The 25227-nt window shown below is 65.4% G+C and carries 27 protein-coding genes; 5 read left to right on the top strand and 22 right to left on the bottom strand.

Features of this window, described 5'->3' with window-relative positions:
* The first annotated feature begins 8 nt into the window (after window positions 1–8).
* The gene (locus tag ACJ8FR_RS04355) at window positions 9–1445 is read left to right on the top strand and encodes a M20/M25/M40 family metallo-hydrolase (protein WP_407827391.1); all 1437 of its coding nucleotides are present in this window, start codon (window positions 9–11) and stop codon (window positions 1443–1445) included.
* Here ACJ8FR_RS04355 and ACJ8FR_RS04350 read toward each other — a convergent pair.
* Both ACJ8FR_RS04350 and glnE read right to left on the bottom strand, forming a co-directional pair.
* Window positions 1442–1903, bottom strand: coding sequence for a peroxiredoxin (locus ACJ8FR_RS04350; protein WP_407827390.1), 462 nt, complete (start codon window positions 1901–1903; stop codon window positions 1442–1444). The two genes, ACJ8FR_RS04355 and ACJ8FR_RS04350, sit on opposite strands and share 4 nt — an antisense overlap.
* A 1-nt stretch (window position 1904) precedes the next feature.
* Window positions 1905–4592, bottom strand: a complete 2688-nt coding sequence (glnE, locus tag ACJ8FR_RS04345; protein ID WP_407827389.1) for a bifunctional [glutamate--ammonia ligase]-adenylyl-L-tyrosine phosphorylase/[glutamate--ammonia-ligase] adenylyltransferase — start codon at window positions 4590–4592, stop codon at window positions 1905–1907.
* A 71-nt stretch (window positions 4593–4663) separates the two neighbouring features.
* Between glnE and ACJ8FR_RS04340 the strand changes: the two genes are divergently transcribed.
* A complete protein-coding gene (locus ACJ8FR_RS04340) occupies window positions 4664–4846 on the top strand; it encodes a hypothetical protein (protein ID WP_407827388.1) in 183 nt (60 codons plus the stop codon).
* A 6-nt stretch (window positions 4847–4852) separates the two neighbouring features.
* On the opposite strand, the gene ACJ8FR_RS04335 is transcribed toward ACJ8FR_RS04340, so the two are convergent.
* The 3 genes from ACJ8FR_RS04335 to ACJ8FR_RS04325 all read right to left on the bottom strand — a co-directional run bounded on the left by ACJ8FR_RS04335 (window position 4853) and on the right by ACJ8FR_RS04325 (window position 6617).
* Entirely contained in the window at window positions 4853–5509 is a 657-nt protein-coding gene (locus ACJ8FR_RS04335) for a sigma-70 family RNA polymerase sigma factor (protein WP_407827387.1), read from the bottom strand.
* Between the two features lie 87 nt (window positions 5510–5596).
* Entirely contained in the window at window positions 5597–5752 is a 156-nt protein-coding gene (locus ACJ8FR_RS04330; RefSeq protein ID WP_407827386.1) for a hypothetical protein, read from the bottom strand.
* A 64-nt stretch (window positions 5753–5816) separates the two neighbouring features.
* The gene (locus ACJ8FR_RS04325; RefSeq protein ID WP_407827385.1) at window positions 5817–6617 is read right to left on the bottom strand and encodes a response regulator; all 801 of its coding nucleotides are present in this window, start codon (window positions 6615–6617) and stop codon (window positions 5817–5819) included.
* 300 nt (window positions 6618–6917) lie between these two features.
* Between ACJ8FR_RS04325 and ACJ8FR_RS04320 the strand changes: the two genes are divergently transcribed.
* The gene (locus ACJ8FR_RS04320) at window positions 6918–7112 is read left to right on the top strand and encodes a NepR family anti-sigma factor (protein ID WP_407827384.1); all 195 of its coding nucleotides are present in this window, start codon (window positions 6918–6920) and stop codon (window positions 7110–7112) included.
* 33 nt (window positions 7113–7145) lie between these two features.
* Entirely contained in the window at window positions 7146–8678 is a 1533-nt protein-coding gene (locus ACJ8FR_RS04315) for a sensor histidine kinase (protein ID WP_407827383.1), read from the top strand.
* A 194-nt stretch (window positions 8679–8872) separates the two neighbouring features.
* Here ACJ8FR_RS04315 and tatC read toward each other — a convergent pair whose 3' ends face one another.
* The 16 genes from tatC to ACJ8FR_RS04235 all read right to left on the bottom strand — a co-directional run bounded on the left by tatC (window position 8873) and on the right by ACJ8FR_RS04235 (window position 21703).
* Window positions 8873–9649 carry a twin-arginine translocase subunit TatC gene (gene tatC / locus ACJ8FR_RS04310; protein ID WP_407827382.1) on the bottom strand — a complete coding sequence of 259 codons (777 nt, stop codon included), beginning with the start codon at window positions 9647–9649 and terminating at the stop codon, window positions 8873–8875.
* On the bottom strand, window positions 9646–10014 hold the full coding sequence (tatB, locus tag ACJ8FR_RS04305) for a Sec-independent protein translocase protein TatB (RefSeq protein WP_407827381.1): 369 nt from the start codon (window positions 10012–10014) through the stop codon (window positions 9646–9648). Before tatB ends, tatC begins: the two co-directional genes overlap by 4 nt.
* Window positions 10015–10031: 17 nt before the next feature.
* Window positions 10032–10325: a twin-arginine translocase TatA/TatE family subunit gene (locus tag ACJ8FR_RS04300; protein ID WP_407827380.1), complete on the bottom strand. Its 294-nt coding sequence runs from the start codon at window positions 10323–10325 to the stop codon at window positions 10032–10034.
* A 24-nt stretch (window positions 10326–10349) separates the two neighbouring features.
* Entirely contained in the window at window positions 10350–10916 is a 567-nt protein-coding gene (gene scpB / locus ACJ8FR_RS04295; protein ID WP_407827379.1) for an SMC-Scp complex subunit ScpB, read from the bottom strand.
* Window positions 10916–11680 carry a segregation and condensation protein A gene (locus ACJ8FR_RS04290; protein ID WP_407827417.1) on the bottom strand — a complete coding sequence of 255 codons (765 nt, stop codon included), beginning with the start codon at window positions 11678–11680 and terminating at the stop codon, window positions 10916–10918. Before ACJ8FR_RS04290 ends, scpB begins: the two co-directional genes overlap by 1 nt.
* 54 nt (window positions 11681–11734) lie before the next feature.
* On the bottom strand, window positions 11735–12742 hold the full coding sequence (gene nagZ, locus ACJ8FR_RS04285; protein ID WP_407827378.1) for a beta-N-acetylhexosaminidase: 1008 nt from the start codon (window positions 12740–12742) through the stop codon (window positions 11735–11737).
* Between the two features lies 1 nt (window position 12743).
* Window positions 12744–13409: an SPOR domain-containing protein gene (locus ACJ8FR_RS04280; RefSeq protein WP_407827377.1), complete on the bottom strand. Its 666-nt coding sequence runs from the start codon at window positions 13407–13409 to the stop codon at window positions 12744–12746.
* Entirely contained in the window at window positions 13406–14131 is a 726-nt protein-coding gene (locus ACJ8FR_RS04275) for a hypothetical protein (RefSeq protein ID WP_407827376.1), read from the bottom strand. The genes ACJ8FR_RS04280 and ACJ8FR_RS04275 overlap by 4 nt, the downstream gene beginning before the upstream one ends.
* Window positions 14132–14133: 2 nt before the next feature.
* Window positions 14134–15867 carry an arginine--tRNA ligase gene (gene argS, locus ACJ8FR_RS04270; protein ID WP_407827375.1) on the bottom strand — a complete coding sequence of 578 codons (1734 nt, stop codon included), beginning with the start codon at window positions 15865–15867 and terminating at the stop codon, window positions 14134–14136.
* Window positions 15868–15943: 76 nt separating this feature from the next.
* On the bottom strand, window positions 15944–16264 hold the full coding sequence (locus ACJ8FR_RS04265) for a hypothetical protein (protein WP_407827374.1): 321 nt from the start codon (window positions 16262–16264) through the stop codon (window positions 15944–15946).
* A 99-nt stretch (window positions 16265–16363) separates the two neighbouring features.
* Window positions 16364–17527 (bottom strand): deoxyguanosinetriphosphate triphosphohydrolase, encoded by a 1164-nt coding sequence (locus tag ACJ8FR_RS04260; RefSeq protein ID WP_407827373.1) that lies wholly within the window; start codon window positions 17525–17527, stop codon window positions 16364–16366.
* Window positions 17524–18729, bottom strand: coding sequence for a tetratricopeptide repeat protein (locus tag ACJ8FR_RS04255; RefSeq protein WP_407827372.1), 1206 nt, complete (start codon window positions 18727–18729; stop codon window positions 17524–17526). The genes ACJ8FR_RS04260 and ACJ8FR_RS04255 overlap by 4 nt, the downstream gene beginning before the upstream one ends.
* A gap of 151 nt (window positions 18730–18880) precedes the next feature.
* Window positions 18881–20227: a cell division protein FtsZ gene (gene ftsZ, locus ACJ8FR_RS04250; protein WP_407827371.1), complete on the bottom strand. Its 1347-nt coding sequence runs from the start codon at window positions 20225–20227 to the stop codon at window positions 18881–18883.
* 132 nt (window positions 20228–20359) lie between these two features.
* The gene (locus ACJ8FR_RS04245) at window positions 20360–20704 is read right to left on the bottom strand and encodes an NIPSNAP family protein (protein WP_407827370.1); all 345 of its coding nucleotides are present in this window, start codon (window positions 20702–20704) and stop codon (window positions 20360–20362) included.
* Complete coding sequence (locus ACJ8FR_RS04240; RefSeq protein ID WP_407827369.1) at window positions 20701–21357, bottom strand: NAD(P)H-dependent oxidoreductase; 657 nt, start codon at window positions 21355–21357, stop codon at window positions 20701–20703. Before ACJ8FR_RS04240 ends, ACJ8FR_RS04245 begins: the two co-directional genes overlap by 4 nt.
* Entirely contained in the window at window positions 21332–21703 is a 372-nt protein-coding gene (locus ACJ8FR_RS04235) for a cupin domain-containing protein (protein ID WP_407827368.1), read from the bottom strand. Before ACJ8FR_RS04235 ends, ACJ8FR_RS04240 begins: the two co-directional genes overlap by 26 nt.
* 227 nt (window positions 21704–21930) lie before the next feature.
* Here ACJ8FR_RS04235 and ACJ8FR_RS04230 point away from each other — a divergent pair, with 227 nt between their 5' ends.
* Entirely contained in the window at window positions 21931–23976 is a 2046-nt protein-coding gene (locus tag ACJ8FR_RS04230; RefSeq protein ID WP_407827367.1) for an EAL domain-containing protein, read from the top strand.
* A gap of 16 nt (window positions 23977–23992) precedes the next feature.
* Here the strand turns inward: ACJ8FR_RS04230 and ACJ8FR_RS04225 are convergent, their stop codons facing one another.
* Window positions 23993–25225 (bottom strand): MFS transporter, encoded by a 1233-nt coding sequence (locus tag ACJ8FR_RS04225; protein ID WP_407827366.1) that lies wholly within the window; start codon window positions 25223–25225, stop codon window positions 23993–23995.
* Window positions 25226–25227 lie beyond the last annotated feature (2 nt).

Below are 25227 nucleotides of genomic sequence, written 5' to 3'. Positions count from 1 at the left end.
GAGTCGATATGAAGCGCGTGCTTGGGCTCATTCTGGCGGCTTCGGTGTCGAGCGCGGCTGGCGCCGCGACCGATCCGCGGACCGTCCCAACCAAGCTGGAACCCGCCTGGCAGACGAAGACGCGCGACGTGTTCAAGCAGGCGATCGAAATCCCGAGCGTCCACAATCGCGGCGAGGTGCCGCGTGTCGCCAAGCTGCTCGCCGACCAGTTCAGGGCCGCGGGCATTCCGGACTCGGATATCCACATCATGCCCTATGAGGCATTGCCGGGCGACCAGACGGCCGCGCTGATCGTGCGTTGGCGGTCGCCGCATGCCGTCAAGAAGCCGATGCTGATCCTCGGCCACATGGACGTGGTCGAAGCCAAGCGCGAGGATTGGAAATTCGATCCGTTCGTGTTCCGCGAGGAAGACGGCTATTTCTACGGTCGCGGCACCTTCGACATGAAGAATGCCGACGTCGCGACGACCATGGCCGCGGTCAAGCTGATGAGCGAGGGATTCAAGCCCGATCGGGATATCATCTTCTTCTACAGCGGTGACGAGGAAACTCGCGGGCAGGGCGCGACCTTGGCGTCGACGAAGTGGCGCAATCTGACCGATGCGGAATTCGGCCTCAACGCGGATGGCGGCTGCGCCTGGTACGACGACAGTTTCCGCCCCCGAGGCTGCGGGATCTCGATGGCCGAGAAGACCTTCCAGACCTATTTCCTGACCACGCGCAACCCGGGCGGGCACAGCAGCCGTCCGCGGCCGGACAACGCCATCTACGATCTCGCCGATGCGCTCGAGAAGCTACGCACGCACCGCTTCGAGCCGATGATGAACGACGTGAGCCGCGCCTATTTCGAAGAGCGGGCGCGGCAGGAAGGCAATAGCCAGCTTGGTCAGCTGATCCGCGCATGGCTCGCGAACCCGAAGGATGGTGCAGCGGCCGACGCGATCGAGGCGAACCCGCTTGAAGTAGGCCTGACGCGTACCCGTTGCGTCGCGACCATGTTGAGCGGTGGCCATGCCGACAACGCACTGCCCCAAAGCGCGACCGCAACTGTCAATTGCCGCATCTTTCCGGGAGTTGAGCCGACAGCGGTCCAAGCCGAGCTGCAGAAGCTCGTCGGCCCGAACGTCGAGATCAAGCCAGACCCGAATTTCATTGGCGTACCAACGCCGGCGTCGCCCGTGCGCGCCGATGTGATCAATGCCGTGACGAGTGCCATTCAGCACTTTCACGGTCCGCAGATGCATGTCTTTCCGATGATGCAGACCGGCGCAAGCGATGGAAGCTTCTTCCGGGCGCAAGGCATCCCGGTCTACGACACCGACGGCAGCTGGGGGATCAAGCCGGATGACGAGCGCGAGCACGGCCTCAACGAGCGTATCCCGGTCCGCGCGATGTACGACGACGTGCTGTACTGGGAGATGCTCTTCAAATCACTCGCAGGCTAAGCAGCGGCCGTCGCGGCATCCAGCACCTCCGCGGCGTGGTTTGGCACCTTGACCTTGCGCCAGGCCCGAAGAACGCGGCCGTCGGCGCCGATCAAGAAGGTCGCGCGCTCCATGCCCATATACTTGCGGCCGTACATCGATTTTTCGACCCAGGTGCCGAACGCCTCGGAGACGCGACCGTCCTCGTCGGACACGAGCGGCACCTTGAGGCCGTATTTGCCGATGAACTTCTCATGGGCTTTCATCGGGTCGCGTGACACGCCGACCACTTTTACGCCGGCCTTGGCATAATCGGCGGCAAGCGCGGTGAAGTCCTGCGCCTCCCGAGTGCAGCCCGACGTGTCGTCCTTGGGGTAGAAATAGAGGACCAGCGGCTGCCCCGGTGCAGCGAGGTTGAGCTTTGTGCCGTCGGTCGCCGTCACGGTGATGGCCGGCGCGCGATCGCCTTCGTTGATCATCTCATGCCCCTTGTTTGATGCTGTTCCACAATGCGGCGATCCTCTGCCGCGCCGCGTCGTGCTCGGCAAGCAGCTCGTCCCAGTTCGCCGCACCGCACGCCTCGGCGACAAGCTGCCAGGTGTCCGCTGTCGGCTTGACATCGCCGGGCGCGACGAGGCGCATCATCACCAACATACGCGAAAGCAACTTTAGCGCATCGACAACATTTGCCTCTACCAAAGACTCAGCTTCGAGCGCCTCGAGCGCGACCTCGAGGCGAGTACTCAGGCCCACATGCCGGGTGAGCTGAAGGACCTGTACTGCGAACTCGAGGTCGACCAGCCCGCCCGGTCCAAGTTTCACGTCGAGAGGGCCGCGCGGCGGCTTATGGCGTTCGATTTCGGCGCGCATCTGGGCGGCGTCCCCTGCGACCTTGGCAAAGTCGCGGGGCATGCGAAGCACGTCATCGATCACCGTCGCTGCGCGGCTCTTGCCCTTGCCGGATCCGAACAACGGGCGCGCGCGGCACAAGGCCATATGCTCCCACGTCCAGGCGTGCTCGCGCTGGTAGCGCTCGAATGCTTCAAGCGACACGACGAGCATGCCCTTGGCGCCTTCGGGCCGCAACCTGATGTCGACGTCGTAAAGCGGACCCGCGGCGGTCGGGACGCTGAGCGCAGCGGTCACCCGGCTCGCTAATCGGTTGAAATAATCATTGGGCCCGAGCGGCTTGGGGCCGTCCGACGCGCCGCCCCGATCGCCGGTGTGCAGATAGATGATGTCGAGGTCGGAGGCATGGGTGAGCGAGTAACCCCCAAAGCGCCCAAGCCCGAGCACCAGCAGCTCGCTGTCCGGAAATTGGCCATGCCTTTGCTCGAATTCCGCGCGGGCGGCGGTGCCGAGCGCGAGCAGCGCGGCTTCGGCGACGCTCGCATAGCCTTCGGTAACCTCGAGCGGGTCGCGGCGCCGGTCGATCAGCTGGACGCCGAGCGCAAACCGCCGTTCGTTGACCAGCCGGCGTACGCGGTCCAGGCCGACGTCATAAGCCTGGCCGCGCATCGCGTCGCCGAGCAGCAGCGCAAACTCTTCGGCGGGTGGCGGCATTGCGAAGCTCGTTGCGTCGAACAGTCCTTCGAGCAGCTCGGGACGCCGGGCGAGCTGATCGGCGAGCACCGGGGCATGCGCCAGCAATTTGGCGAGCAATCCAGCGAGCGCCGGGCGCGCCTCAAGCAAGCGGAAAAGATTGACCCCGCTCGACAGCCGTTCGGTGATGTCGCTCAACCGGTTGAGCGCGTGATTGGGATCGCCGCTGGCGGCGATCGCCTGCAATAGGCTGGGGAGCATCGCCTCGAACGCCTGCCGCGCAGGCGGCGACCGTAGCGAGCGCGCCTTGCCCGAGCGCCAGTCGGCGACGTGGCGCCGGGCAGCTTCAACGTCCGCAAAACCGAGCTGCGCGAGTTCCCGCCCGAGGATATCCGGATCGTTCGAAAGCCGCGGACTCTCTTCCGACGCGAGACTATCGAAAATCTCGCCGACACGATCGACGCGCGGTCGAAGCAGGCCGAGCAGCGCACCGCCATCGGCGAGCCCGTGCAGCCGGGCGAGATTGTCGAGCGCCGGCGCCGCCGCCGGGAGCAGGTGAGTCTGCGCGTCCTCGACCATCTGGGCCCGATGCTCGATTGTCCTCAGCAGCCGGTAAGCCTCCGCAAGCTCGCTCGCGACGGCCTCGTCGAGCCGGTCGGCGGCGAGCAGCGCGGCGATCGCATCGAGCGTGGCTGGCGTTCGAACCGACGGGTCGCGGCCGCCGTGGATCATCTGTTGGATCTGGACGAAGAACTCGACCTCGCGGATCCCGCCGCGCCCGCGCTTCAGGTCATAGCCCGGTCCAATATGAGCGCCCTGCGCGAAATGGTCGCGAATACGTGCGGATATCTGCCGCACTTCGTCGATCACCCCGAAGTCGAGCGAGCGGCGCCACACGAACGGCTGGATTGCGTCGAGGAATCGATCGCCAAGCTCGATATCGCCGGCTGCCGCGCGGGCGCGGATGAACGCTGCGCGCTCCCACGGCAGAGCGCTCGATTCGTAATGCGAGATCGCGGCGTTCAACGGCAAGACGATCGGTGTCACTTCGGGTGACGGGCGCAGGCGCAGGTCGACGCGTTCGACATAACCGTCCTCGGTCCGCTTCTGCAGGAGCTCGATCAGCCGCCGGCCGATCCGCACCGCCGCCTCGCCGGAATCGTCGCGACCGCGTTTCGGGAGGGCTTCCGGATCGAACAGGAGGAGGAGGTCGACGTCGGACGAATAATTGAGCTCGTGACTCCCAAGCTTGCCCATCGCGATGACTGCGAAGCCGCACGGATCGGCGTCGGGCACGCGCTCGGCAATGGCCATGCGGACGGAATCGTCGATCGCCCGATCGGCGAAATCCGACAGCAGCCGCGTAACCTGTTCGAGCGTGAACTCGCCAGAGAGATCGCCGAGCGCGACGGCGAGCGCCAGGCCCTGCCGCTGGCGCCGCAACGCGGCCGCCAGGTCGTCCGCACCCGCATGGAGCGCGAGCTCCGCCGCGCTGATCGCTCCAACCTCAAGGAAGGCGTCGGCGATCTCCGCGCGAGCCGCAAGGCACTCGCGCAGGAACGGGCTGTGCTCGGCAGCGCGTTGCAGCGTCGCTGCTCGACCGGCCGTCGAAGAATCGGGACTCATCGGGCCCTTTTGACCGTTTCGCGCGCGATTCCTACGAAACTTCCATCACCGGTCGGTCGTTTGCCTGATCGATGAAGCTGGAACGAAACACGCTTTCAGCGCCGGAACTCAACACAACGGATCGCCAAGTCATCAGAGTGGGCACGCCCCCGACGCAGGCCGGTATCGCCGCCGCGCTGCGCCGCGCCTTCGAGGCCGCTGCATCGGAGCCGAGCGACCGTGATTTCGCGGAATTGCTGCGCCGCCTGAACTAGGCGCTTTTATTTCCCGGTTGATGGATGCTCGTGGTCGCGGCTGAGCTCGTCGACCTCGCCCATGATCGTCTGCAGCGCCGACTTGTCGGGATCGGTCCGGTGCTGTCGGCGCGACGGCAGCTTGCCGCTCGACAGCAGCTGCTCGAGCGCGACCCTGCCACGGGCCACGCGGCTCTTGATGGTGCCAACGGCGCACCCGCAAATCTCGGCCGCTTCCTCATAGGCGAAGCCGCCGGCGCCGACGAGAATCAGCGCCTCGCGCTGCGGCTGGGGCAAATGCATCAATGCGCGTTGCATGTCGCCAAGCTCGATATGCCGGTCCTGGCTTGCCGGGGCAGCGAGGATCTTCGACGCGGTGATGTCGTCCCACTCGCCCTTGAAGCGGGCGCGCCGCATCTGGCTGAGGAACAGGTTGCGCAGGATGATGAAAGTCCAGGCGCGCATGTTGGTGCCGGCCTGGAAGCGCTTCCTCGCGGCCCATGCCTTGAGCAGCGTTTCCTGGACGAGGTCGTCGGCGAGGTCGCGGCTGCCGGAAAGCGAGCGACCGAAGGCGCGCAAATGCGGAATGACCGCCGCCAGCTGATCCTTGAACTCCGGATCGGACAGTGGGACCGGTTGCGCCGAAGGGGCTGTTGGTCGGTCCTCGTCGCGAGCTTCCGTCAATCTAAACCCCACCCGTTAATCACGCCCGGCCAGTGGCCGCGCGCGCGTTGCTTCAACGTGAACAGCGATTGGACAGAAGCTAGGTGCTCAGGTCCGTCCTACCAAGACGATGACCGCAAAAATGATCACCACCAGCAACGTGCCGAATATGAGAACATTCCGGGCGACACCGGGGGTTGAGCCTGCGCGCGCCTCGGTCGTGGTTTCCACAACCGACGGTTCGGAATTGCGCAGGTCAGCCATTATGCTCTCGTCACGAAATCACTGTTCCCAGGGCCAACGCGCCGGCTGGAACCGTGTTCCGGCCTTAAGCCGCCGGTACTGTCGCTGCGTCGAAGAAGAGCGCCTGGGCGATCGCCGCTTTCACCGTTGAGCGTTGGAACGGCTTGGTGATCAGGAACGTCGGCTCGGGCCGCGTGCCCGTCAACAGCCGCTCCGGAAAGGCCGTGATGAAGATCACTGGCACCGAAAATTCGGCGAGGATATCCTTCACTGCGTCGATCCCGCTCGAATCGTCGGCAAGCTGGATATCGGCCAGCACCAGCCCCGGAGGGTTGGACCGGGCCTGGGCCACGGCCTCGTCGCGGGTCACGGCAACGCCGGTGACGTTGTGGCCAAGGTCGCGGACGATCGTCTCGATGTCCATCGCGATGATCGGCTCATCCTCGATGATCAGGACATCGGCAAGCGTCTGCCGCTCGATCTCCTCGAGCGCCTCGGCAACGAGGCTGTCGACGTCCTGGGCGCTGGCGCCGATCAAATAAGCCGTATCCTCGGACGAGAAACCTTCGAGCGAGGTCAGTAGCAACGCCTGGCGTGACAGCGGCGTGATGCGCGACAGCCGCGCTTGCGCGATTCCTTCCGCGCCCGCCGGGCTTTGACTCGGCTCGTCGCCCTCCTCGATATTGGCGGTCGACCAGATCGCGTGGAACGTCTTGTACAAGCCGAGCCGGGGGTCGACGTCGCGCGGAAATTCGTCGGGCTTGGCGACGATCGCTTCGAGCGTCGCGCGGACGAACGCGTCGCCATGCGCTTGGCTTCCGGTGAGTGCGCGAGCGTATCGGCGCAGGAATGGCAGGTGCGGAGCTAGTTCCTGACCAAGGGACATGTTCGGATATTCTCCCGCGAAAAACTCGATTGGCGCCGTCTTTGGCGGCGCTCCTGACTTGTTGCAACCCTGGAAGGACCGTTCGGATACCTGGGCTTCTCCACCCCCCGACATGTGAATCACCACTGGAACAAAGCACCGGCGATTTGGTTTCCCCCGCAGGGCCGGGCTCGTTGTACAGCAGATATTGCCGCGCAGCAGCCGGCTCGCTGCATATCGGGACGGCAGCGTCCGGACCGGTTGCGCCATCGCATGAGTTGATTATGAGCGCGCAAGGACCCGCGCCATGGGGGACTGGAGTTGAGTGCCAAGAAGCGAAGTGACACGGAGGGAGCCGGAGATTCCGGGCACTCGAAGAAGTCCGCAGCTTCGGGCCGCGGGATACGCAAGACGCGATCCAGCGATCTTGGACGCGCGCTCCGCTCGGTCTATGACGACACGCTCCGCGAAGCCGTGCCGGACGATTTCGCCAATCTGCTCGGCAAGCTCAGCTAGCCGCGCAGCCATTTCAGCGGCGGGGCCGGCGGCGTGAGCACCGCTGAACGGTTCGAACGGCTGCCCACGGCAGCCAAGCTGCTCGTCATCCTCACCGCGGTACTGCTGCCCATCGGGATCGCGCTCGCCTGGATCGGAGAGAGCGGAATCCGCCAGGCGAACCGCGCGCTGGGCGGCCGTAATGAAGACCAGGCCCGCGCCGTGGTCCAATCCATCGAGAGTCTGATCGCGCGAAACGCGCTCGCGCTGAGAGTCGCGGCCAACGGTGCGCTCGCCGACGGGCCCAACGCCGCATGCGATCGTGCACGCCGCGCGCTGGCGATTGCACCCGCCATCGCGCAACGCTTCGAGCTCGAGACCGCCGAAGGTCAGCCCAACTGCGCGGTTGGAGATATCGGCTACACCGGAACGCTGCCCCTCGCTGCTCCCGGGGCGATCGCAACGCGGATTGCGCCGGACGAGAATGCGGTGGCGGTGCGCGTCGGGGTCATCAATGGCATGGCGACCGCCGTATTGCCGCGCGAGGAGCTGCTTTCGGCGGTGCGCGAATCCGGCGCCGGGGTCGGCTCGCTGGTGCTGCGAGACGGCCAGCGGGAACTCCCACTGATCGGATCGCCGACGGGCGACGATCCCAAGTGGCGCATCATCGAAGTCCCGCTCAGCAACGGCAATCTTACCGCACTTGCAGGAATCGCACAGCAGCGCATCACAACGGTCGACCGCCTTCTCCTCCTGCTGCCGCTGCTGATGTGGATTCTGGCCGCGATGGTGACCTGGCTGCTGGTCACTCGGCTCCTGATCCGACCGCTGCGTCGCCTGGAAAATGCGGTCCTCGCCCATCGGTCCGGAGAAGGGGCGCTCGAGCTGCCGCGCAAACTCGGTCCGAGCCTGGAAATCCAGCGCCTTCGCAACGCTTTCGCGCACGTCATCGGCCAGGTCGAGGAGTCGGAACGCGAAACAAACGCGGCGCTCGAGGGGCAACGGCGGCTCGTGCGCGAAGTCCATCACCGGGTGAAGAACAATCTTCAGGTGGTCGCCTCGCTGCTCAACATCCATGGCCGCAGCGCTGAGACTGGCGAGGCGAGAGCTGCCTATGTGGGGATCAGCCGCCGCGTCGGCGCTTTGTCGATCGTCCACCGCAACCACTTTGCCGAGATGGAGGAAAATCGCGGAATCTCGCTGAGACCGCTGGCCACCGAGCTTGCTGCGGAGCTTCGCGCCACCGCGCCCGAGGGCGCGCGCGGCCTGACCATCGATCTCGATCTTGACAGCCTTTACACGACACAGGACGCGGCGGTCGCGGTCGCCTTCCTGATTACCGAGATCATCGAATTCGCGATGCTGAACGCGCCGAACGATCCGATCGAGCTGTCGCTGCGCCGTACGAGCGAGCTGACGGGCCGGCTGTCACTCGGAAGCCCAATCCTGGTGCCGGACGACGACGACGGGGGCGGAAAGGCTCAGTTTGAGCGGATCGTCAGCGGCTTGGCGAAACAGCTGCGTTCGCCGCTCGACCGAAAGCTTGGACGCTACAGCGTGGATTTGCCTGTGTTTCCGCCAGCTTAGGATGGGTTCTGGTCGTTACGGCAGTGACGAAAAAAGTTTGAAAAACTTGGGCCTGGTCCGGAACTGATCTCGAACAAGCGGCGTTGTGCCATTTGGATAGTGACCTTTTGCCCCCCCGCTCTCGCTATCCGTTTAAATGGGCCCGGAACCGCCAACCCTCCCCCCCCCGGTGGCGCTTCCGGGCCCTCTTCTGTCTAGGGCACATCAACGACATTCCCTGAGCGAGCGGCTTTCCGCGCTGCACTCCAGTGCGTGATGCGGATCGCCAGGATCGCGAACTCGTAGAGGCCGTAGAGCGGGATCAGCAACAGCAGCATCGAGACAACGTCGGGCGGCGTCAGTACAGCCGCGACGGCGGCTGATCCGACAATCGCATAGCGGCGGGACTTGCCGAGCTGCTCGAGGGTGACGATTCCGGCCCGTTCGAGGATCATCAACAGGATCGGCAGCAGGAAGGCCGCGCCGAAGCCAAAAATAAACCGCGTGCAGAAATTGAGATAATTTCCAACGCCGGGCAGCGCCTCCTGCTGGATACCGCCGATATTACCCTGGTAGCTGAGGAGGAAGTGCAGCGCCCACGGCATCGCGGCAAAATAGGCAAAGCAGGCCCCACCGGCGAAGAAGAACGGCGTCATCAGCAGGAATGGCAGGAACGCCTTCTTCTCCTTGACGTACAGCCCGGGGGCCACGAACCGCCACAGCTGGGTGGCGATGACGGGAAAGGCCAGCATCAGCGCCGCGAACAAAGCTACCTTTACCTGGGTGAAGAACGCCTCGAAGACGTCGGTATAGATGAGCTTGCCCTGCCCGGCCTTAAGCAGCGGCTGGACCAGCACCGCGAAAATGTCCCGGGCAAAATAGAAGCAGACAAAGAAGCACAGGACGAGCGTCGCAAGCGACCATAGAAGCCGGCGCCTGAGTTCGATCAGATGGTCGAGCAGAGGCTGCTTGGTGTCGTCGATGTCCTTCACGGCAGCGGTCGCTTGTCAGGCGGGATCGCGTCGTCCGGCTGAGTCTCGTCGAGCGGCAGCGAAGGTTCGACCGGGTCGGCGATCGGCGGCATTTCATCCGGCTGGCCCGGTTCGGGATAATCGGCATTGGCTGGATGGAGGCGCATGATGCGCTCATTTTCTTCGCGCCAGCGCTTTTCCATCTCCTCGAGCTCGGCCTCCCTCATCATGGTCTCGAGTCCGGAGGTGAAGTGGCGCGCCATGCCTCGCACACGGCCGACCCAATAGCCCACCGTGCGCATGACCTTGGGCAAATCCTTGGGGCCGATGAAAATCAGCGCGAGGATGGCGACGACCGCAAGCTCGCTCGAATCAACGCCGAACATGGCGCGCCCTCAGGCGGTCAGGCGCGCGGCTCGTCGTCTCGCGGCGGGGCGGCGGGATCGGCGGCTCTCGGCGTAACGTCGATCGGCTCCTGCGGGCGCACCTCGTCGCGTGGCAGCTGGCGCGGCGGATCGTTGCGGCGCTGCTCCTCGTAGCGCTTGACCTTCTCATCATCCTCGTCGGCCATGCCCTGCTTGAAGCTTTTGAGGCCCTTGGCGACGTCGCCCATCATCGACGAGAAGCGGTTCCCACCGAACAGCAGCAGGAGGATGATCGCGAAGATCAGGATATGCCAAATGCTGAAACCGCCCATGAGGATACTCCTTTGGCGGCCTATCTAGTCGCCTTGGTCTTCGCTTTCCAGTTGAAGCTGGAAGATGGACTCGTCGAGCGGATCCAAAAGTCCCGCGGCCTTCAAATCGTCGATCCCCGGCAGATCGCGGCGTGAGACGAGGCCGAAGTGAGTGAGGAATTCCTGGGTCGTCGCGTAAAGCAGCGGCCGGCCGGGGCCCTCCCTGCGCCCGGCCGGCCGCACCCACCCGGCATCCATCAGGACGTCGAGCGTACCCTTGGAGATCTGGACGCCGCGGATCGCCTCGATTTCTCCTCGCGAGACCGGCTCGTGATAGGCGATGATCGCGAGCGTCTCGGTCGCCGCCCTCGACAGCCGGCGCGGCTCCTCGCGGGTGCGGCGAAGAAGATGGGCAAGATCCGGCGCCGTCTGGAAATGCCAGCGCCCGCCGCGCTCGACCAGCTCGATGCCGCGGCCCTCATAATGCTGTGCGAGCTGGCCGAGTGCGATCTCGACGTCGCCCTCCCCGACATGCTCGGCGATGTCTTCGACGGTCAGCGGCTCCGCCGAAGCGAACAGGGTGGCCTCGATCGCACGCACGAGCTCGTCCATCAGGCCGCCACCTTGAGCCGGATCGGTGAGAACGGCTCATCCTGCGCGATGTCGAGCCGGCCGCGGCGTGCGAGTTCCAGCGCGGCAAGGAAGCTCGACGCGAGGCTCGAGCGGCGGAATTGCGGATCCTGGGTCGTCGGCAGGAAGCTCTCGAGGAAAGTCCACTCGAGCGCCGCCCCGATCATTTTGGCGACGCGGTCGATCGCTTCCTCGAGCGTCATGACCGAGCGCGGATGGACCACGTGCATCGCCGGCTGGGTGCGCGCCCGAACCACACCGTAAGCCGCGAACAGGTCGAAGTCGCGAACCTGCCAGGCCGCTTTGCGAACCAGCCGCAGCCCGTCCGGCGCGTCGCGAACGAAGACGTCTCGCCCGATCCGGTCGCGCCCGAGCAACCGAGCGCCGGCTTCGCGCATCGCGTCCAGCTGCTGGAGGCGCATCTGGAGCCGCAGCGCAATCTCCTCTGGGTTCGGATCCTGGTCCGGGTCCTTGGGCAGCAGCAGGCAGGATTTGAGATAGGCGAGCCACGCCGCCATCACGAGATAGTCGGCGGCGATCTCGAGCTTCAGCGCGCGCGCGTCCGCGAGATAGGCGAGATATTGCTCGACCAGTTGCAATATGCTGATCTGCGCGAGGTCGACCTTCTGCGCACGCGCGAGATTCAGGAGCAGGTCGAGTGGCCCCTCCCACCCGTCGAGCGCCAGGGTTAGCTCATCCGACTGGCGGACCGGCCGTTCCTCGAAGTCCTCGTCCACGCCCGCCAGAATAGCTACTTGTTGTGGTCTTGCGAAGGCGCAGCCACATTATCTCGTGGATAACTAGGCAAGCGCGAGCAATTGATCGCGTTTCGCGATTTCCTCGGCGAAGTCGATGCCTTCGAGCTCGATCCGCGTGCCCGCCATGGCCCGCGCCAGCCGCTCGGCCCCTTCGAGGCTGATGTCGCCCAGGTTGTGCGCAATCGCGATATTGTCGCTGAGGACGCCGTTGCACGGAAGCGCCACGTCACAGCCCGCGGCAACGCACTTCGCAGCTCGCTCGGCCAGGGTCCCGGTCAACGCGTTCATGTCGCTGTCGTCGCTCATCAGGAATCCGTCGAACCCGATCCGCTCGCGAATGACGTCGGCGATGACGACCGGCGACTGGCTTGCCGGGCGCCCGGCGTCCCAGGCGATGTAGACGACATGCGCGACCATCCCCATCGGCGCGGAAGCGAGTCGCTCAAACGGCTCGAGATCGACGTCGAGCTCCTCGGCGCTCGCCGTCACCACCGGCAATTCGTGATGGCTATCTACGAGTGCCCGGCCATGACCCGGCATGTGCTTGATGATCCCAACCACGCCAACCGAGGCGAGGCCGTCGAGCACCGCGCGACCCAGCGCCGCGACCTGCATCGGCTCGGAGCCCAAGGCGCGGTCGCCAATGATGTCGCTCGCCCCTTCCTGCCGCACATCGAGAAGCGGCGCGGCATTCACATTGACGCCGGCGGCGCGCAGCATGAGGCCTAGCCCGCGAGCGTTGGAGCGCGCCGCTTCGATCGCCGACGACGGCGCCGCCCGATACAGGTCGGCGAACCGCTCGGCGGCGGGAAAGGCCGGCCACTCGGGCGGGCGCATCCGCGCAACCCGGCCACCCTCCTGATCGATCAGCACCGGCACGTCGTCGCGGCCAGTAAGCTCGCGCAACGAATCGGTCAGCCGCAGCAGCTGGGCCTGGTTTTCACAATTGCGCCGGAAGAGGATGAAGCCGGCGGGGTCGGCGTCACCAAAGAAGCGGCGCTCCTCGTCGGTCAGCACCGGCCCTTCGAACCCGTAGATCGCCGCTTGCATATTAAGGAACGAAACAATTCTCGCCGGCTGCGCGCAGCGCCTGGCAGACCTGCTTCGCGTCGCCTGGCGACGCGGTAGCAGCGCGCAGCCGAATTCCCCCTGAGAAGGGGACAATCATCTTGTTGAGCGCCGCGACGTTCGGGAAGCGCGTGGACAAGGCCGTCCAGGCCCGCTCGGCCTGCGCCTGATTGGCGAACGCGCCGAGCTGGACGACGCTTCCCGGCGCGCCACTCGGCTTCGGTTCGAGCGGAACGGGCGATTTGGTTTCGTTCGACGGCAAGCTCTTTGGCGCCGGCTGCGGCGCGGGCGGGGCAGGCCTGGCAACCGGAGCTTCGGGGAGCTTGCCGAGATCGAGCTTGGAGTCCTTGTCTTCACCCGCGCTGGTCTCGAACGCCGTTTCGCTTTCGCCGTTGATGTCCAGACCGCCCGGGTTCGAAGGCTTGACCTTATAGGGTTGCGTCGGCGCCCTGATCAGCTCCGGCGGACCAGTCACTGCGCTGTTGTGGCGTCCGATCCAGAAGAAGGTTCCGGCGACGATCAGCGCCGCCACAAGAACCACGAGGAGCGCTCCGAGCATCTTGCGCGCCGAAATGCCGCGCGGCTCGTCCTCGTCCTCGACCGGCACGAGCCATGGCAATGGCTCGTCGAATGCGCGGTCGTCGCTCACTGCTGAGCCTTCGCGCCGACCACGACGCAAGGCTGCGCGATCATCCGCATGCGCTGGCACAGCACCGCGGAATGCGCTTGGGACGTCGTGCCCATCTGCAGCCGATAATAGACGCGGCCGCTGCGCAGCGGCTGCACCGGCACGACCAGCGCCGGCAACCGCTTGAGCGCGGGGTTCGCCCGTACGATTGCCCACCAGCCTCGCTTGGCCCGATGCACCGAAGAAAAGGCCCCGACCCGTACCAGCCGACCGTCAGCCCCCTCAATCACGCGCACCGGCCACGGCTCGAGGCGCGCAGCGTTCGGAAGTTTGAGCGTCCCCTCGGCCGGCGCGGCGCTTTCGACCACCTCGCGCGACGTGGCGCCCGTCTTTTCAGGGCCCCCATTCACCGGCAGCGGCGTGTCGATCACCGGCATCGGCGGTGCGACGATCGGCTCCACCTCGGGCGTCGGGGCGAGCTTGACCTGCGGCTGCGCCGTTGCTGCGCGTTGCGCGGCCGGCAAGCGGACCGTCGCCGCCGGCTTAGATGGCGCGAAAGTCGGCGGGGCAAGATTCTCGACGGCGCCGGAGCCCAGCCAATAGGCTGCGCCTGCGACCAGCACGGCGATCGCCATCAGCGGCGCAACCAAGGCCGAACCACGGCGCCTTGCCCGCCGCGGTGGCGGTTCGTCGGGGAGCCACGGCAGCCGGTCCATCGCGGCCGCCGCCTCAACGCGGCTCATGATCAACGCATCTCCTCGGTTGCGGCGACCCCCATCAAATCGAGGCCGCTGCGGATGATCTGCGCGATTCCGAGCGCGAGTTCCAGCCGCGCTCGAGAAAGATGTGGATTTTTTTCAACGAGGAAGCGCCGCTCGGGATCGTCATTGCCCCGGTTCCACAGCGCGTGGAATTCGGCGGCGAGGTCGTAGAGATAGAAGGCGATCCGGTGCGGCTCGTGCGCCATCGCCGCGCTCTCGACCACGCGCTGATATTGCGCGGCCCGCTTGACCAGCGTCAGTTCCTCATCGTCGAGTAGGGCGAGGTCGGCCGGTGACGACAGGTCGACCCCCGCATCCGCGGCCTTGCGCTTGAGCGAGCTGATCCGCGCATGCGCATATTGAACGTAGAAGACCGGATTGTCTTTCGACGCTTCGACCACCTTCATGAAGTCGAAGTCGAGCGGCGCGTCGGCGCGGCGCGTGAGCATCATGAAGCGGACGACGTCCTTGCCGACCTCGCTCACCACCTCGGCGAGCGTGACGAAGTCGCCGGCGCGCTTGGACATCTTGACCGGCTCGCCGCCGCGGAACAGCCGCACCATCTGCACCAGCTTCACGTCGAGGTCGACGCGGCCGTCGGTCAGCGCCGCGACGGCCGCCTGCACGCGCTTGACGGTGCCGGCATGGTCGGCGCCCCAAATGTTGACCAGATGATCGGCGTTCTTGGCCTTCTGCCAATGATAAGCGGCGTCGGACCCGAAATAGGTCCAGCTGCCATCCGACTTCTTCATCGGCCGGTCCTGGTCGTCACCGAACTGGCTCGAACGGAACAACGTCAGGTCGACCGGCTCCCATTCGTCATGCGGATCGAGGCTCTTCGGCCGCTCCAAGGTGCCCTCGTAAACCAGGCCCTTGGAACGCAGCACGTCCATCGCCTCGGCGACCGCGCCGCTTTCCTGAAGCTCGGCTTCCGACGAAAATCTGTCGTGGTGGATGTCGAGCAAGCCCAGATCGTGGCGGATGAGGTCGAGCATCGCCTTGATCGCCGCCTCGCGGAACGCCGGCAGCCACTCCAACTCCGGCTTGTCGACAAACGCTGCGCCGTGCTCGGCGGCGAGGATGGTGCCGACCGGCTTCAGATAATCGCCCGGATACATACCCTCAGGGATGCCGTCGATCTGTTCGCCGAGCGCTTCGCGGTAGCGCAGGTGCACCGAGCGGGCGAGCGTGTCGACCTGCGCGCCGGCGTCGTTGACATAATATTCCTTGGTGACGCGGAAGCCCGCCGCCTCGAGCACCCGCGCGAGGCTGTCGCCGACCACGGCGCCGCGGCAATGGCCCATGTGCAGCGGCCCGGTCGGATTGGCCGACACATATTCGATGTTCACGCGCTCGTTCGCGCCGACGGTCGAGAGACCGTACTCGTCGCCTTGCCCGAGGATGGTCCGCAGTTCGTCGCGCCAGGCGTCGGGTGTCAGGCGCAGATTGATGAAGCCGGGGCCCGCGATTTCGACCGAGGTGACCGGCGGCAGCGCTTCGAGCTTCGGCCGGATCGCTTCGGCGAGCGCGCGAGGGTTGGTCTTCGCGGCCTTCGCCAGCACCATCGCCGCATTGGTCGCGAGATCGCCGTGCGCCGCATCGCGCGGCGGCTCGACCGTGACATTGCGGCGGTCGAGGCCGGCCGGTAGCGCGCCCTCGGCAACAAGGTCGTCGAGCACTCCGTCGAGAAGCGCGGCATATTGGGCGTAGAGGCTCAAGTTCGTCCCACGGATGGCCGGAAAGCGGCGCCTCTAGCGCAGCCACCGGCGCGCGTCACGCCTGACTAGGCGACGATCAGTGGCGCCGATACCGGCAGTTCGCTTCCCAGGCGTATCGCTGGGCGGCGCTTGCCACGGGAGCGTGCGTGGACCTGCATGTCGCGTCCATCGCCTGTTGCTGAAGCTGTGTGGCATCGGCGATCGCCCGGCTGAAGCTCTGCACGCCGTCGTCGAGAGTTGAGTTCGGGTCGGCACTGACCTGCGCCGTTATAAGCATGGCGTCGGGATTGGGCAGCTGCTCGATGATGAGCGGCTCCGGCCGCGCCGCCGCCGATGCCCCTGCGAGGAGCACAGCAACGCCGGAGAGTGCGCGCCTGATGATCGGTTTGGTCAGCATTGGGCCAACCATCAGTCCAACTGGTAAAGGAAGTCCTAGGCGACGATCAGCACAATCGTCTGAATCCGCCGTGAAGCGCAGTTTAACATCATCGCAGCCCTAGAATCGGCTCGCCGGCAAGTTCACCGGGCCGACGAGCTCCTCGTGGCGCGCAATGGCGAAGCGGTCGGTCATGCCGGCGATGAAATCGCCGATCGTGCGCAATTGCTGCACCGCGTCGCCGCCGCGCTGCCACCAATCGGGCATCAACGTCGGATCGGCCCGATAGGCCGCGGCGAGCCCTGCAACGACGCGCTCGGCCTCGTCGCGAACCGGCTTGAGCTCGGGGAGGCCGTACAGACGCTGATACAGGAAGCGCTTGAGCTCGCGCTCCTCGGCAGCGAGCGGCTCAGAGAAAACGGCGAGCGGCATTCCAGCCGCGCGAACATCATCGATCGTCTGCACGCCCGTCGCCTGCACGCGCCGCACGGTCTCGGCGAGGACGTCGCCGACCATGGATCCGATCATGTCGCGGACGAGCGCGCGCTGGCGCTTTTCGACCGAAAGATCGGGGTGCCGCGACTCAATCGCGTCCCACAGCCTTCGTACCAGCGGCAATTCGATCAGCTCGTCGATGTCGAGGAGGCCAGCGCGGAGGCCGTCGTCGATATCGTGATTGTCGTACGCGATGTCGTCCGAGATCGCGGCGACCTGCGCCTCGAGGCCCGGCCAGCTGCCGAGCTCGAGATCCCATTCGGCGTTGGCTTCGTCCATCGCCCAGGTCGGCGCGGCAACCGGCCCGTTGTGCTTGGCAAGGCCCTCGAGCGCCTCCCGACTGAGGTTGAGACCGTCGAAGCCCGGGTATGGAGTCTCGAGGCGCGTGACGATCCGGATGGTGTGGGCATTATGATCGAAGCCGCCGGCGTCGGACAGCGCGGCATCGAGCGCATCCTCTCCCGCATGGCCGAAGGGCGGATGGCCGAGGTCATGCGCGAGGCATAATGCCTCCGTCAGATCTTCGTTGAGGCCGAGTGCGCGGGCGATCGTCCGCCCGATCTGCGCGACTTCGAGGCTGTGGGTCAGCCGAACGCGATAGTGGTCGCCATCTGGAGCGACGAATACCTGCGTCTTGTGGCGCAGTCGGCGGAACGCGACCGAATGGATCAGTCGGTCGCGATCGCGCTGGAAGATGTCGCGCGGTCCGCGCGGGCCACCGCTCTCCTCGAGGTGAAGCCGGCCGCGCGACCTCGCAGGTTCGGCGGCAACAAGCGGCGGAAGCGTCATTCCACCGCGAGTGGCGCAATCCGATCGGCTTGGGAATTGGTGAAATCGGACGCGTTGATCCCGGCCGACGCGAAATCCTCGGCGAGGATCTCAGCGTCTGCGCGCCCATGGAATGGTCCGACGATGAGCCGTGCGCCTTCGGGGCTCCGGGCCACGTAGGGCTTGAGGCCCTCAAACAAGTCCGGATTCTTGGACCTCAGCCGCTGGAACTGGCGCGAAAATGCGTCAACGTCGGCACCCCTCGCGAGCTGCAGCCAGATCTTTGGCTGGAAGTTCGCAGGCGCGCTCTGGACCGAACCAGTCATTCGCGGCCGCGCATAAGCGACCTGCAGCGGGCGAGGCGGTTGCGTCATCGGTGGGGGCTGCTGAGAGCCGACATGCAGAAGGGCGTCGATATCGGCGAGCCGGTCGGCCGCCGCTGGCGGCGCCACGGAGGCGTAGGAAGCCTCGCCGGCATCGGGGAATAGGCCGAGATTGACCGCGGCGGCCTTTTGTCCCGCGGCCAGCGACGGCAGCCGCTGCACGAAGGGTGCAACCCGCGACCAGCTTCCAGGCATCGCCGCATTGATCGCGTTCATCGCCGAGCCGCTGTCGCCGCTCAGCGCGAGCACGAAGGCGCGAATGCGCGGGACGCCGGGGTCGCCGCGAGCCGAGAGCGGTGCGAGCATCTGCAGGGCGCCGTCACGGTTGCCGCTGATGGCCAGGCTCAGCGCGAGCCGGCGCCGCGCCTCATCGCTGTCGCGCCCAGCCAGTGCCGCGCGATAATCCGCCTGGGCCTGGGCCTGCTGGCCCATGAGGTCGTAAGCCAGGCCACGATCACAGGCGAAAGTCGCAAGCGGGGCACCGAGTTGCTGAGCGCGCCGGAAATAAGGCAACGCCGCCTGTGGGTCCCCGTTCGCAACCGACACCGCGCCCATGCCCGCCTGCGGCAACGGGCTGCGAGGGTTGGCTTCGTCGGCGCGGGCGAAGAAGCCGGCTGCCGCCTGCGCATCGCCCATCTCGAGCGCCGCCTTCCCGGCGCCGATCAGCGATTGGAAATCCGTCGGTTCCGAAGCCAAAGTCCGCACATAGCGAGCGAGCGCCGTCCCGGGGCTCTCATCGTATGGCGAATAGCTGCCTTGCGCCTGGCACGGGGCTGCCGCCAGCATCGCCGCACCGGCGACGAGCGCGCCGGCCAATCGAAATTGCAATGATTCCCGCATCATCCCTCCCCGGTGCGCCAGAGAATCTTGATCAAGTCTTTCTGGCTAGAGGGTTTACGGTGAGCCGTGCGCGAGCCTCGGTGAGGTACCGCGCGACCCATGAAAAAGGGGCGGTCGTGACGACCGCCCCCGTTTCAAACCTCTCGCCGGCTTACTGGTTGTTCTGCCGGTTGAGGAAGCGCGGGATGTCGATCGGGTCGCGCTTGTAGGCCGGATCTTCATCGTCGATCTGCGCTTTCGGCGCCCCGCGAGCGATATTCGACATGCGCTCGAAGAGCGTTCCGCCGCCGCTTGCGGCCGGCTCATCGGTCGCCTCGTCGTCCTCCGGCGGTGCGATCGGCGCCGAGCCTACCGGGGTGGTGAGGATGTCGTCCGCCCCTAGCAGAAGCTCCTCGTCGCCCTCCTCCGCCGTCGTCTCGATCTCCTCTTCGTCGATGGGCTGATCAGTCTCGACGGCGCCCGTTGCTTGAGCCGGCGCCGGCTGACGCGCCGGGAAGCTGAACACCTTGCCCGGCGCTGGCTGCATCATGGCGTCCGCCTCGATGCCGGTGGCGACCACCGACACCCGGATCTTGCCGCCGAGATCGTTGTTGAACGCCGAGCCCCAGATGATGTTGGCGTCCGGATCGACCAGCTCCTTGATGTGGCTGGCGGCCTCGTCGACCTCCATCAGGCGCATGTCCTCGCCCCCCGTGATCGAGATGATCACGCCCTTGGCGCCCTTCATCGAGACGCCGTCGAGCAGCGGGTTGGAGATCGCCTTCTCGGCCGCCTCGATGGCGCGGTTGTCGCCATCGGCCTCGCCCGTGCCCATCATTGCCTTGCCCATCTCGCCCATCACCGATCGGACGTCGGCGAAGTCGAGGTTGATGAGGCCAGGCATGACCATCAGGTCGGTGATGCCGCGGACGCCCTGCTGGAGCACCTCGTCGGCCATTTCGAACGCCTCTTTGAAGGTCGTTTCCGAATTGGCGAGCCGGAACAGATTCTGGTTCGGGATGACGATCAGCGTGTCGACATGCTGCTGAAGCTCGGAGATGCCGGCGTCGGCCGAGCGGCCGCGACGCGCGCCTTCGAACGCGAACGGCTTGGTGACGACGCCGACGGTCAGGATACCCTTGTCGCGTGCCGCCTTGGCGATGACCGGCGCAGCGCCGGTGCCGGTGCCGCCGCCCATGCCCGCGGCGATGAAGCACATGTGAGCGCCGTCGAGCGCCTGCTCGATCTCCATCAGAGTCTCTTCGGCGGCGGCGCGGCCGATTTCCGGCCGCGAGCCCGCACCAAGACCCTGGGTGATCTTCAGCCCGAGCTGGATGCGGCGATCGGCGGCCGAATTGTTGAGCGCCTGAGCATCGGTGTTGGCCACCACGAAATCGACGCCCTGGACGTCGGCGCGCATCATGTTCGCGATGGCGTTGCCGCCGGCGCCGCCGACGCCGATCACGCTGATCCGCGGGCGAAGCTCGTCGACCTCGGGCCGGATGAAATCGATGCTCATGTCCCTAAACCTCCCCCAAACACTGCAACGCGTTGAGCCTTCAGGATGAATCTTTGAATCATTGCGAGTCGCAAGCCAAGCAGAAAAGTTAACGCGGACCAAAAAACTGGGGGGAAGTGTCGCCCGAAAGACTCACTTATCCACAGGCTCGGGAGGTCGCTGGCAATCATCTGCCGGCAAAACCGGCCGGAAGAAGGTGCGGTTCCAGGACAACACTCCGGCATTCCCATCTCGGAAGCGCGTTGCAGCTATTACCTCAACATCCACGGCCGCGGCGCAACGGTATCGCTCGTAGGCGCCGAGGCTTGGAAAAGAGAACAGACCGAGCGCGACATCGCTGCGTCCCTCGCTTGGCAGGAAGTATCCATGATGAATGGCCCCGAATTTCGGAAGCAATCGGAGCCACATGCGGCACCATTGCTCAAATTCGGCCTCTCGAGCGCGATCGATTCGATACTCCAACACACAGGTGATCATGTCGACTCGCGGTCGGCGGTTTTGGGAGCCAGCTGCTGCGAGACCAAGCCCTCGAAATTAGCCAGAAGCTTGTGTCGATCGGCGTCCGAAGCGCTGTAAATATTGGCGGCGACGAACGAGCGAGCGACTTCGAAGCCGCAGAACTTCAGGATGCCGCGCTCAATATGATGGAGCGGGTTGTTGCCATCGATCGCCGCAAAGCGCTCGGCTTTGGTCTCGGCGGTCGCGCAGAGCATTGCAATCCGGCCGCTCAGGTCCTGCGACCCATAAGCGAAATCGGTCGAGAAGACGCGGTCGATCCAGCCTTTCAGGATCGCCGGCATCGACCACCACCACAAGGGAAAGACCAGCACCAGCCGATCGCACCATTGCAGGGCCGCCTGGTGGTCGGCGATGTCCGGAGTGACCGCGCCTGTCGCGGATTGGCGCCCCTGCTCGACCATTGGCTCGAACCGCTCGGACGATGCACGTTGCGGAAAATGTGCCGGACGGATGACCGGGTCGAAGGCTTCCTCATAAAGATCAATGATCCGGACTTCGCCGACCGAGTGCAGTAGCGCCGCTGCACGCCGCGCCAGCTCCGCACAAAAGGATCGCTTCTCAGGGTGCGCGAGGACGACCAGCGTCCTAATCTTTGCCTCCGCGGCAAACATAGACTGTCTCCGCACTCCCACGCTCGAACGTGAGATTGACGGAGCGAGTGCCTGAAGGCCGGGTGCGATGGACGACGCCCCTTGGAACGGTAAACAGGTCGCCTTCGCCAAGCAGGACCTTTCGGTCCTCCAGTTCGATGATGAGCTCGCCCTCGATGACGAAGAACACCTCGTCCGATCGGGGATGATTGTGCCACTCGAAGCCGGAGGTCATCACGCTCATGCGGATTTCATGGTCGTTGGCGACCGCCACCCGGCAATTGCGATAAGCCTCGGAGATCGAACGACTTTCGCGCAATGGATTCATCGGCTTCGACGGCGACAATGACACGGCTGGCTTTGCCATTCCCAATGACTGGGCTGAGAGCCTCGCGATTGCCAATCGAAAGCTGCCTGGTGGATATTAGCCCCGCTTATGCCCGATTCAGGCAGGGTTGGGGTCCCTGCAAGCGGCCCGGAGCTGCGAATATTCTAGAAACTCGATCGCAAACCTAACGGATTCTAAACCACATTTTGGCATCGAGGGATCACGAGGAGCGGCCGGTGTCAGGTCTCAGGCGAATGTTGCGAAACGTGGGCAATTCCGCCCCCGACGAACCGCGCCCGCAGTCCGCACGCGCCGAGGCGCTTGTCGAGGAATTCGAGAGCAGCGAAAAAGGCTGGTTCTGGGAGACCGGGCGCGAAGGCATGCTGTCCTACATCAGCGACAGCGTCGCCCGCGCGCTCGGACGAGAACCGGCCGACCTGCTCGAACGGCCGTTCACCGACCTGATCTCGTCGGACAGCGCCGACGGCAGCGCGCCTTCGGAGCGCACCCTTGGTTTCTATTTGTCGTCCCACGTCGCGTTCCAGGACCTGATCGTCCGCGCCAAGACCAAGAATGAGGTTTGGTGGTCGCTATCGGGCCGGCCGGTGCATGACGAGATCGGCCGCTTTTTCGGTTTCCGCGGGTTCGCGTCCGATCTGACCAAGATGCGCCAGTCCGAAGTCGAGCTTGACCGGCTCGCGCGACAGGACGCGCTGACCGGACTGGCCAATCGCCAGGCGCTGCGGCGCGCGCTCGATGACGCGCTGGTGAGCGCGGTCCGGCGCAAGCATCGCTGCTCGATGTTCCTGCTCGATCTCGACCGGTTCAAGGCGGTCAACGATACGCTGGGCCATCCCGCCGGCGACACCTTGCTGCGGCTGGTCGCGCTTCGCCTTCGCGACGTGATCGGCAAGGCGGGCCAGGTCGGCCGACTCGGCGGCGACGAATTCGAGATCGTCCTGCCTAACTCGTCGGACAAGACCGAGCTGTCGGGCCTCGCGCAAGGCATCATCGACAGCCTGTCGCGACCCTACACGATCAATGGGACTGCGGTGTCGATCGGCGCGTCGATCGGGATCGTCACCTCGGATTATGACGACCGCACTTCCGATGACCTGATGCGCGACGCCGACCTTGCGCTCTACGCTGCAAAGGCCGCGGGCAAGGGCTGCTTCCGCTTCTTTGAGCCGGAGATGCACGATGCGGCGCGCGACCGGCAGCTGATGGAGTCCGACCTTCGGGTCGCGCTCGAAAAGGGCCAGCTCCGGCTCGTCTATCAACCCTGCGTCGATGCTTCGAGCGAAGACGTCACCGGGTTCGAGGCGCTGATCCGCTGGGACCACCCCGAGCACGGGCCCGTCAGCCCTGTACAGTTCATTCCACTCGCCGAGGAGATCGGGCTCATCAACGAGATTGGTGAGTGGGTCCTCCGCACGGCCTGCGCCGAGGCCGCCAACTGGCCCCAGAACATCTCGGTCGCGGTCAATCTTTCGCCCGTCCAGTTCAAGTCGCCGGCGCTTCCGACGATGGTGCGGATGGTGCTGAGCGACACCAAGCTTTCGGCGCAGCGGCTGGAGCTCGAGATCACCGAGGGCGTGTTCCTCAGTAATGACGAGCACGTCCATGAGATGATCCACAGCCTCAAGGCGATCGGCGTGAAGCTTGCGCTCGACGACTTCGGGACCGGCTATTCGAGCCTAAGCTATCTGCAGCGGGTCCCGTTCGACAAGATCAAGATCGACCGTTCGTTCGTCACCGGCGCGTCGGACCCTCAAGGACGCAATGCCGCGCTGATCCGGGCGATGGTCGGGCTCGCCTCCGACCTTAAGATGCAGACCACCGCCGAGGGCGTGGAGACGCAGGAGGAGCTGGCCCTTGTGCGCAGCCTCGGCTGCTCCCTCGTCCAGGGTTACATCTTCGGAAAGCCGATGCCCGCCGACGACGCCCGCGATCTCGCCGCCAAGGGGTCTGCCGCGCTTCCCGAGCCGCTGCCGGCCCGCGAGGCGCGGATGCGGATCATCCGTGCCGCGCTGCTCCACTACGAGGGACAGGTGAAGGGCGCCCGCCTGCGCAACATCTCGAGCGGCGGCGCGCTGGTCGAATGCCGTGAGGAGCTACCGGTCGGCGCGCAGATCAAGCTCGACTTCGCCGCCGGTGGCCATGTCGACGCCGAAGTCCGCTGGACCAAGGGCACGCAGTTCGGCTGTCAATTCAAGGAGAAATTCGACCTTAAGCTGCTGCAGCCGGCGGCTCCCGCTACAAAGGCGACGAAGGTCGTTACGCCCAACTATCTGCGCAGCGAAGATTCATAGCGCTGCGAGTAGCGCCTTAATCGAGCCTCAACCGCTCGACGCGCGGCAGGGCGGCCCACCACCAGATAGCGCCGAAGCCGACGATGACCGCCGAAACCATGAACGCGGCCATGTACGAGCCGGTATTCTCGATCAGCAGGCCGGTCAGCACCGGGCCGACGATGCCCGACGTATTGCCGAGGCCATTCATCACCCCGACCCAGGTGCCCGCCGCCTCTGGGCCGGCATAGACCTGCGCGATGGCATAAGCTTGGGCGCCGCCAATGCCCCCGAACACGGCGTTGAGTAGAAGGCACGCGAAAATCGCCGGCGGAGAGCTCGAGAAACCGATCCCCAGGATCGCGGCCGCAGTTACGAGCAAGTAGATGCACATCAAGCCTTTGCGCACCCGGCCCTCGTCCCATCCGCCCTTGACCAGCCGGTCGGATAGCCAGCCCCAGCCGAGCGCGCCGAATCCCTGAACGACGTAGGCGACAGTGGTCATCGCGGTCATCTCGATGATCGACAGGCCGCGCACCTTGACCAGGAACAACGGCAGCCAGGCGAGCAGGAAATAGAAGCCATAGGTGTTGCAGAAATGGCCGATGCCCATCGCCCAAACGGTGCGGTTGCGCAGCAACCGGCGCACCGGCACGTTTTTGCCGCTGCCGTGCACGTAGGCGCGCCATTGCGGCCGGGACACCAACAGCCAGGGCACAATCCAGAGCAACGTCACCAATCCAAAGACGATGAAGATCGGCCGCCACCCAAAATAGCTGAGGATCAAGCCACCGGCGAACGTTCCAAGCGCCGGACCCCAGGCGAGCGCGGCGGCGACGGCGCTGTTGGCAAGTCCGCGCCGCTCGGCGATGACATGGCGGGCGATGATCTTCGACGCGGACGGGAAGGCAACGCCTTCGCCGATCCCCAGCATTACCCGCAACACCACCAGCATCGCGAGGCCGTTGGCGAAACCTGTGAGAAAGGTGGCGAGCGCCCACACGGCGAGACCGGCGGCAATCAATCGGTAGACGCAAAACCGGTCCGACAGCCAGCCGACCGCGAATTGTGCCGGCGCGTAGACCCACGAAAAGGCGGAGACGGCGATCCCGAACGTAGTTGCCGAGAGCAGCAGCTCGTCCTTGAGCTTCGGCGCCGCAATCCCGAGGGCTCCGCGGTCGACATAGTTCAGCAGCACCAGCGCGCTGAGCAGCAAGGTCAGCCATAAGCCGGCCTGCCGGGTGCGCGTGTCCTGCATCCCTTCGGCCATCG

It is taken from the genome of Sphingomonas sp. (assembly GCF_045810705.1).
GTDB lineage: Bacteria > Pseudomonadota > Alphaproteobacteria > Sphingomonadales > Sphingomonadaceae > Sphingomicrobium.
The sequence above is the reverse complement of the archived record's forward strand: the minus strand, read 5'-3'. Positions and strand labels throughout refer to the sequence as shown.

Bases quoted from the DNA above. Each gene is read 5' to 3' on its own strand.
- ACJ8FR_RS04340 (WP_407827388.1), top strand. From the start codon at position 4,664: ATGAAGCTGGAACGAAACACGCTTTCAGCGCCGGAACTCAACACAACG.
- ACJ8FR_RS04235 (WP_407827368.1), bottom strand. From the start codon at position 21,703: ATGGCAAAGCCAGCCGTGTCATTGTCGCCGTCGAAGCCGATGAATCCA.
- nagZ (WP_407827378.1), bottom strand. From the start codon at position 12,742: ATGCAAGCGGCGATCTACGGGTTCGAAGGGCCGGTGCTGACCGACGAG.
- ACJ8FR_RS04255 (WP_407827372.1), bottom strand. From the start codon at position 18,729: ATGCGGGAATCATTGCAATTTCGATTGGCCGGCGCGCTCGTCGCCGGT.
- ACJ8FR_RS04275 (WP_407827376.1), bottom strand. From the start codon at position 14,131: ATGAGCCGCGTTGAGGCGGCGGCCGCGATGGACCGGCTGCCGTGGCTC.
- ACJ8FR_RS04240 (WP_407827369.1), bottom strand. From the start codon at position 21,357: ATGTTTGCCGCGGAGGCAAAGATTAGGACGCTGGTCGTCCTCGCGCAC.
- ACJ8FR_RS04260 (WP_407827373.1), bottom strand. From the start codon at position 17,527: ATGACGCTTCCGCCGCTTGTTGCCGCCGAACCTGCGAGGTCGCGCGGC.
- ACJ8FR_RS04300 (WP_407827380.1), bottom strand. From the start codon at position 10,325: ATGGGCGGTTTCAGCATTTGGCATATCCTGATCTTCGCGATCATCCTC.
- ftsZ (WP_407827371.1), bottom strand. From the start codon at position 20,227: ATGAGCATCGATTTCATCCGGCCCGAGGTCGACGAGCTTCGCCCGCGG.
- tatB (WP_407827381.1), bottom strand. From the start codon at position 10,014: ATGTTCGGCGTTGATTCGAGCGAGCTTGCGGTCGTCGCCATCCTCGCG.
- ACJ8FR_RS04245 (WP_407827370.1), bottom strand. From the start codon at position 20,704: ATGATCACCTGTGTGTTGGAGTATCGAATCGATCGCGCTCGAGAGGCC.
- ACJ8FR_RS04325 (WP_407827385.1), bottom strand. From the start codon at position 6,617: ATGTCCCTTGGTCAGGAACTAGCTCCGCACCTGCCATTCCTGCGCCGA.
- scpB (WP_407827379.1), bottom strand. From the start codon at position 10,916: ATGGACGAGCTCGTGCGTGCGATCGAGGCCACCCTGTTCGCTTCGGCG.
- ACJ8FR_RS04355 (WP_407827391.1), top strand. From the start codon at position 9: ATGAAGCGCGTGCTTGGGCTCATTCTGGCGGCTTCGGTGTCGAGCGCG.
- ACJ8FR_RS04350 (WP_407827390.1), bottom strand. From the start codon at position 1,903: ATGATCAACGAAGGCGATCGCGCGCCGGCCATCACCGTGACGGCGACC.
- ACJ8FR_RS04265 (WP_407827374.1), bottom strand. From the start codon at position 16,264: ATGCTGACCAAACCGATCATCAGGCGCGCACTCTCCGGCGTTGCTGTG.
- glnE (WP_407827389.1), bottom strand. From the start codon at position 4,592: ATGAGTCCCGATTCTTCGACGGCCGGTCGAGCAGCGACGCTGCAACGC.
- ACJ8FR_RS04330 (WP_407827386.1), bottom strand. From the start codon at position 5,752: ATGGCTGACCTGCGCAATTCCGAACCGTCGGTTGTGGAAACCACGACC.
- ACJ8FR_RS04225 (WP_407827366.1), bottom strand. From the start codon at position 25,225: ATGGCCGAAGGGATGCAGGACACGCGCACCCGGCAGGCCGGCTTATGG.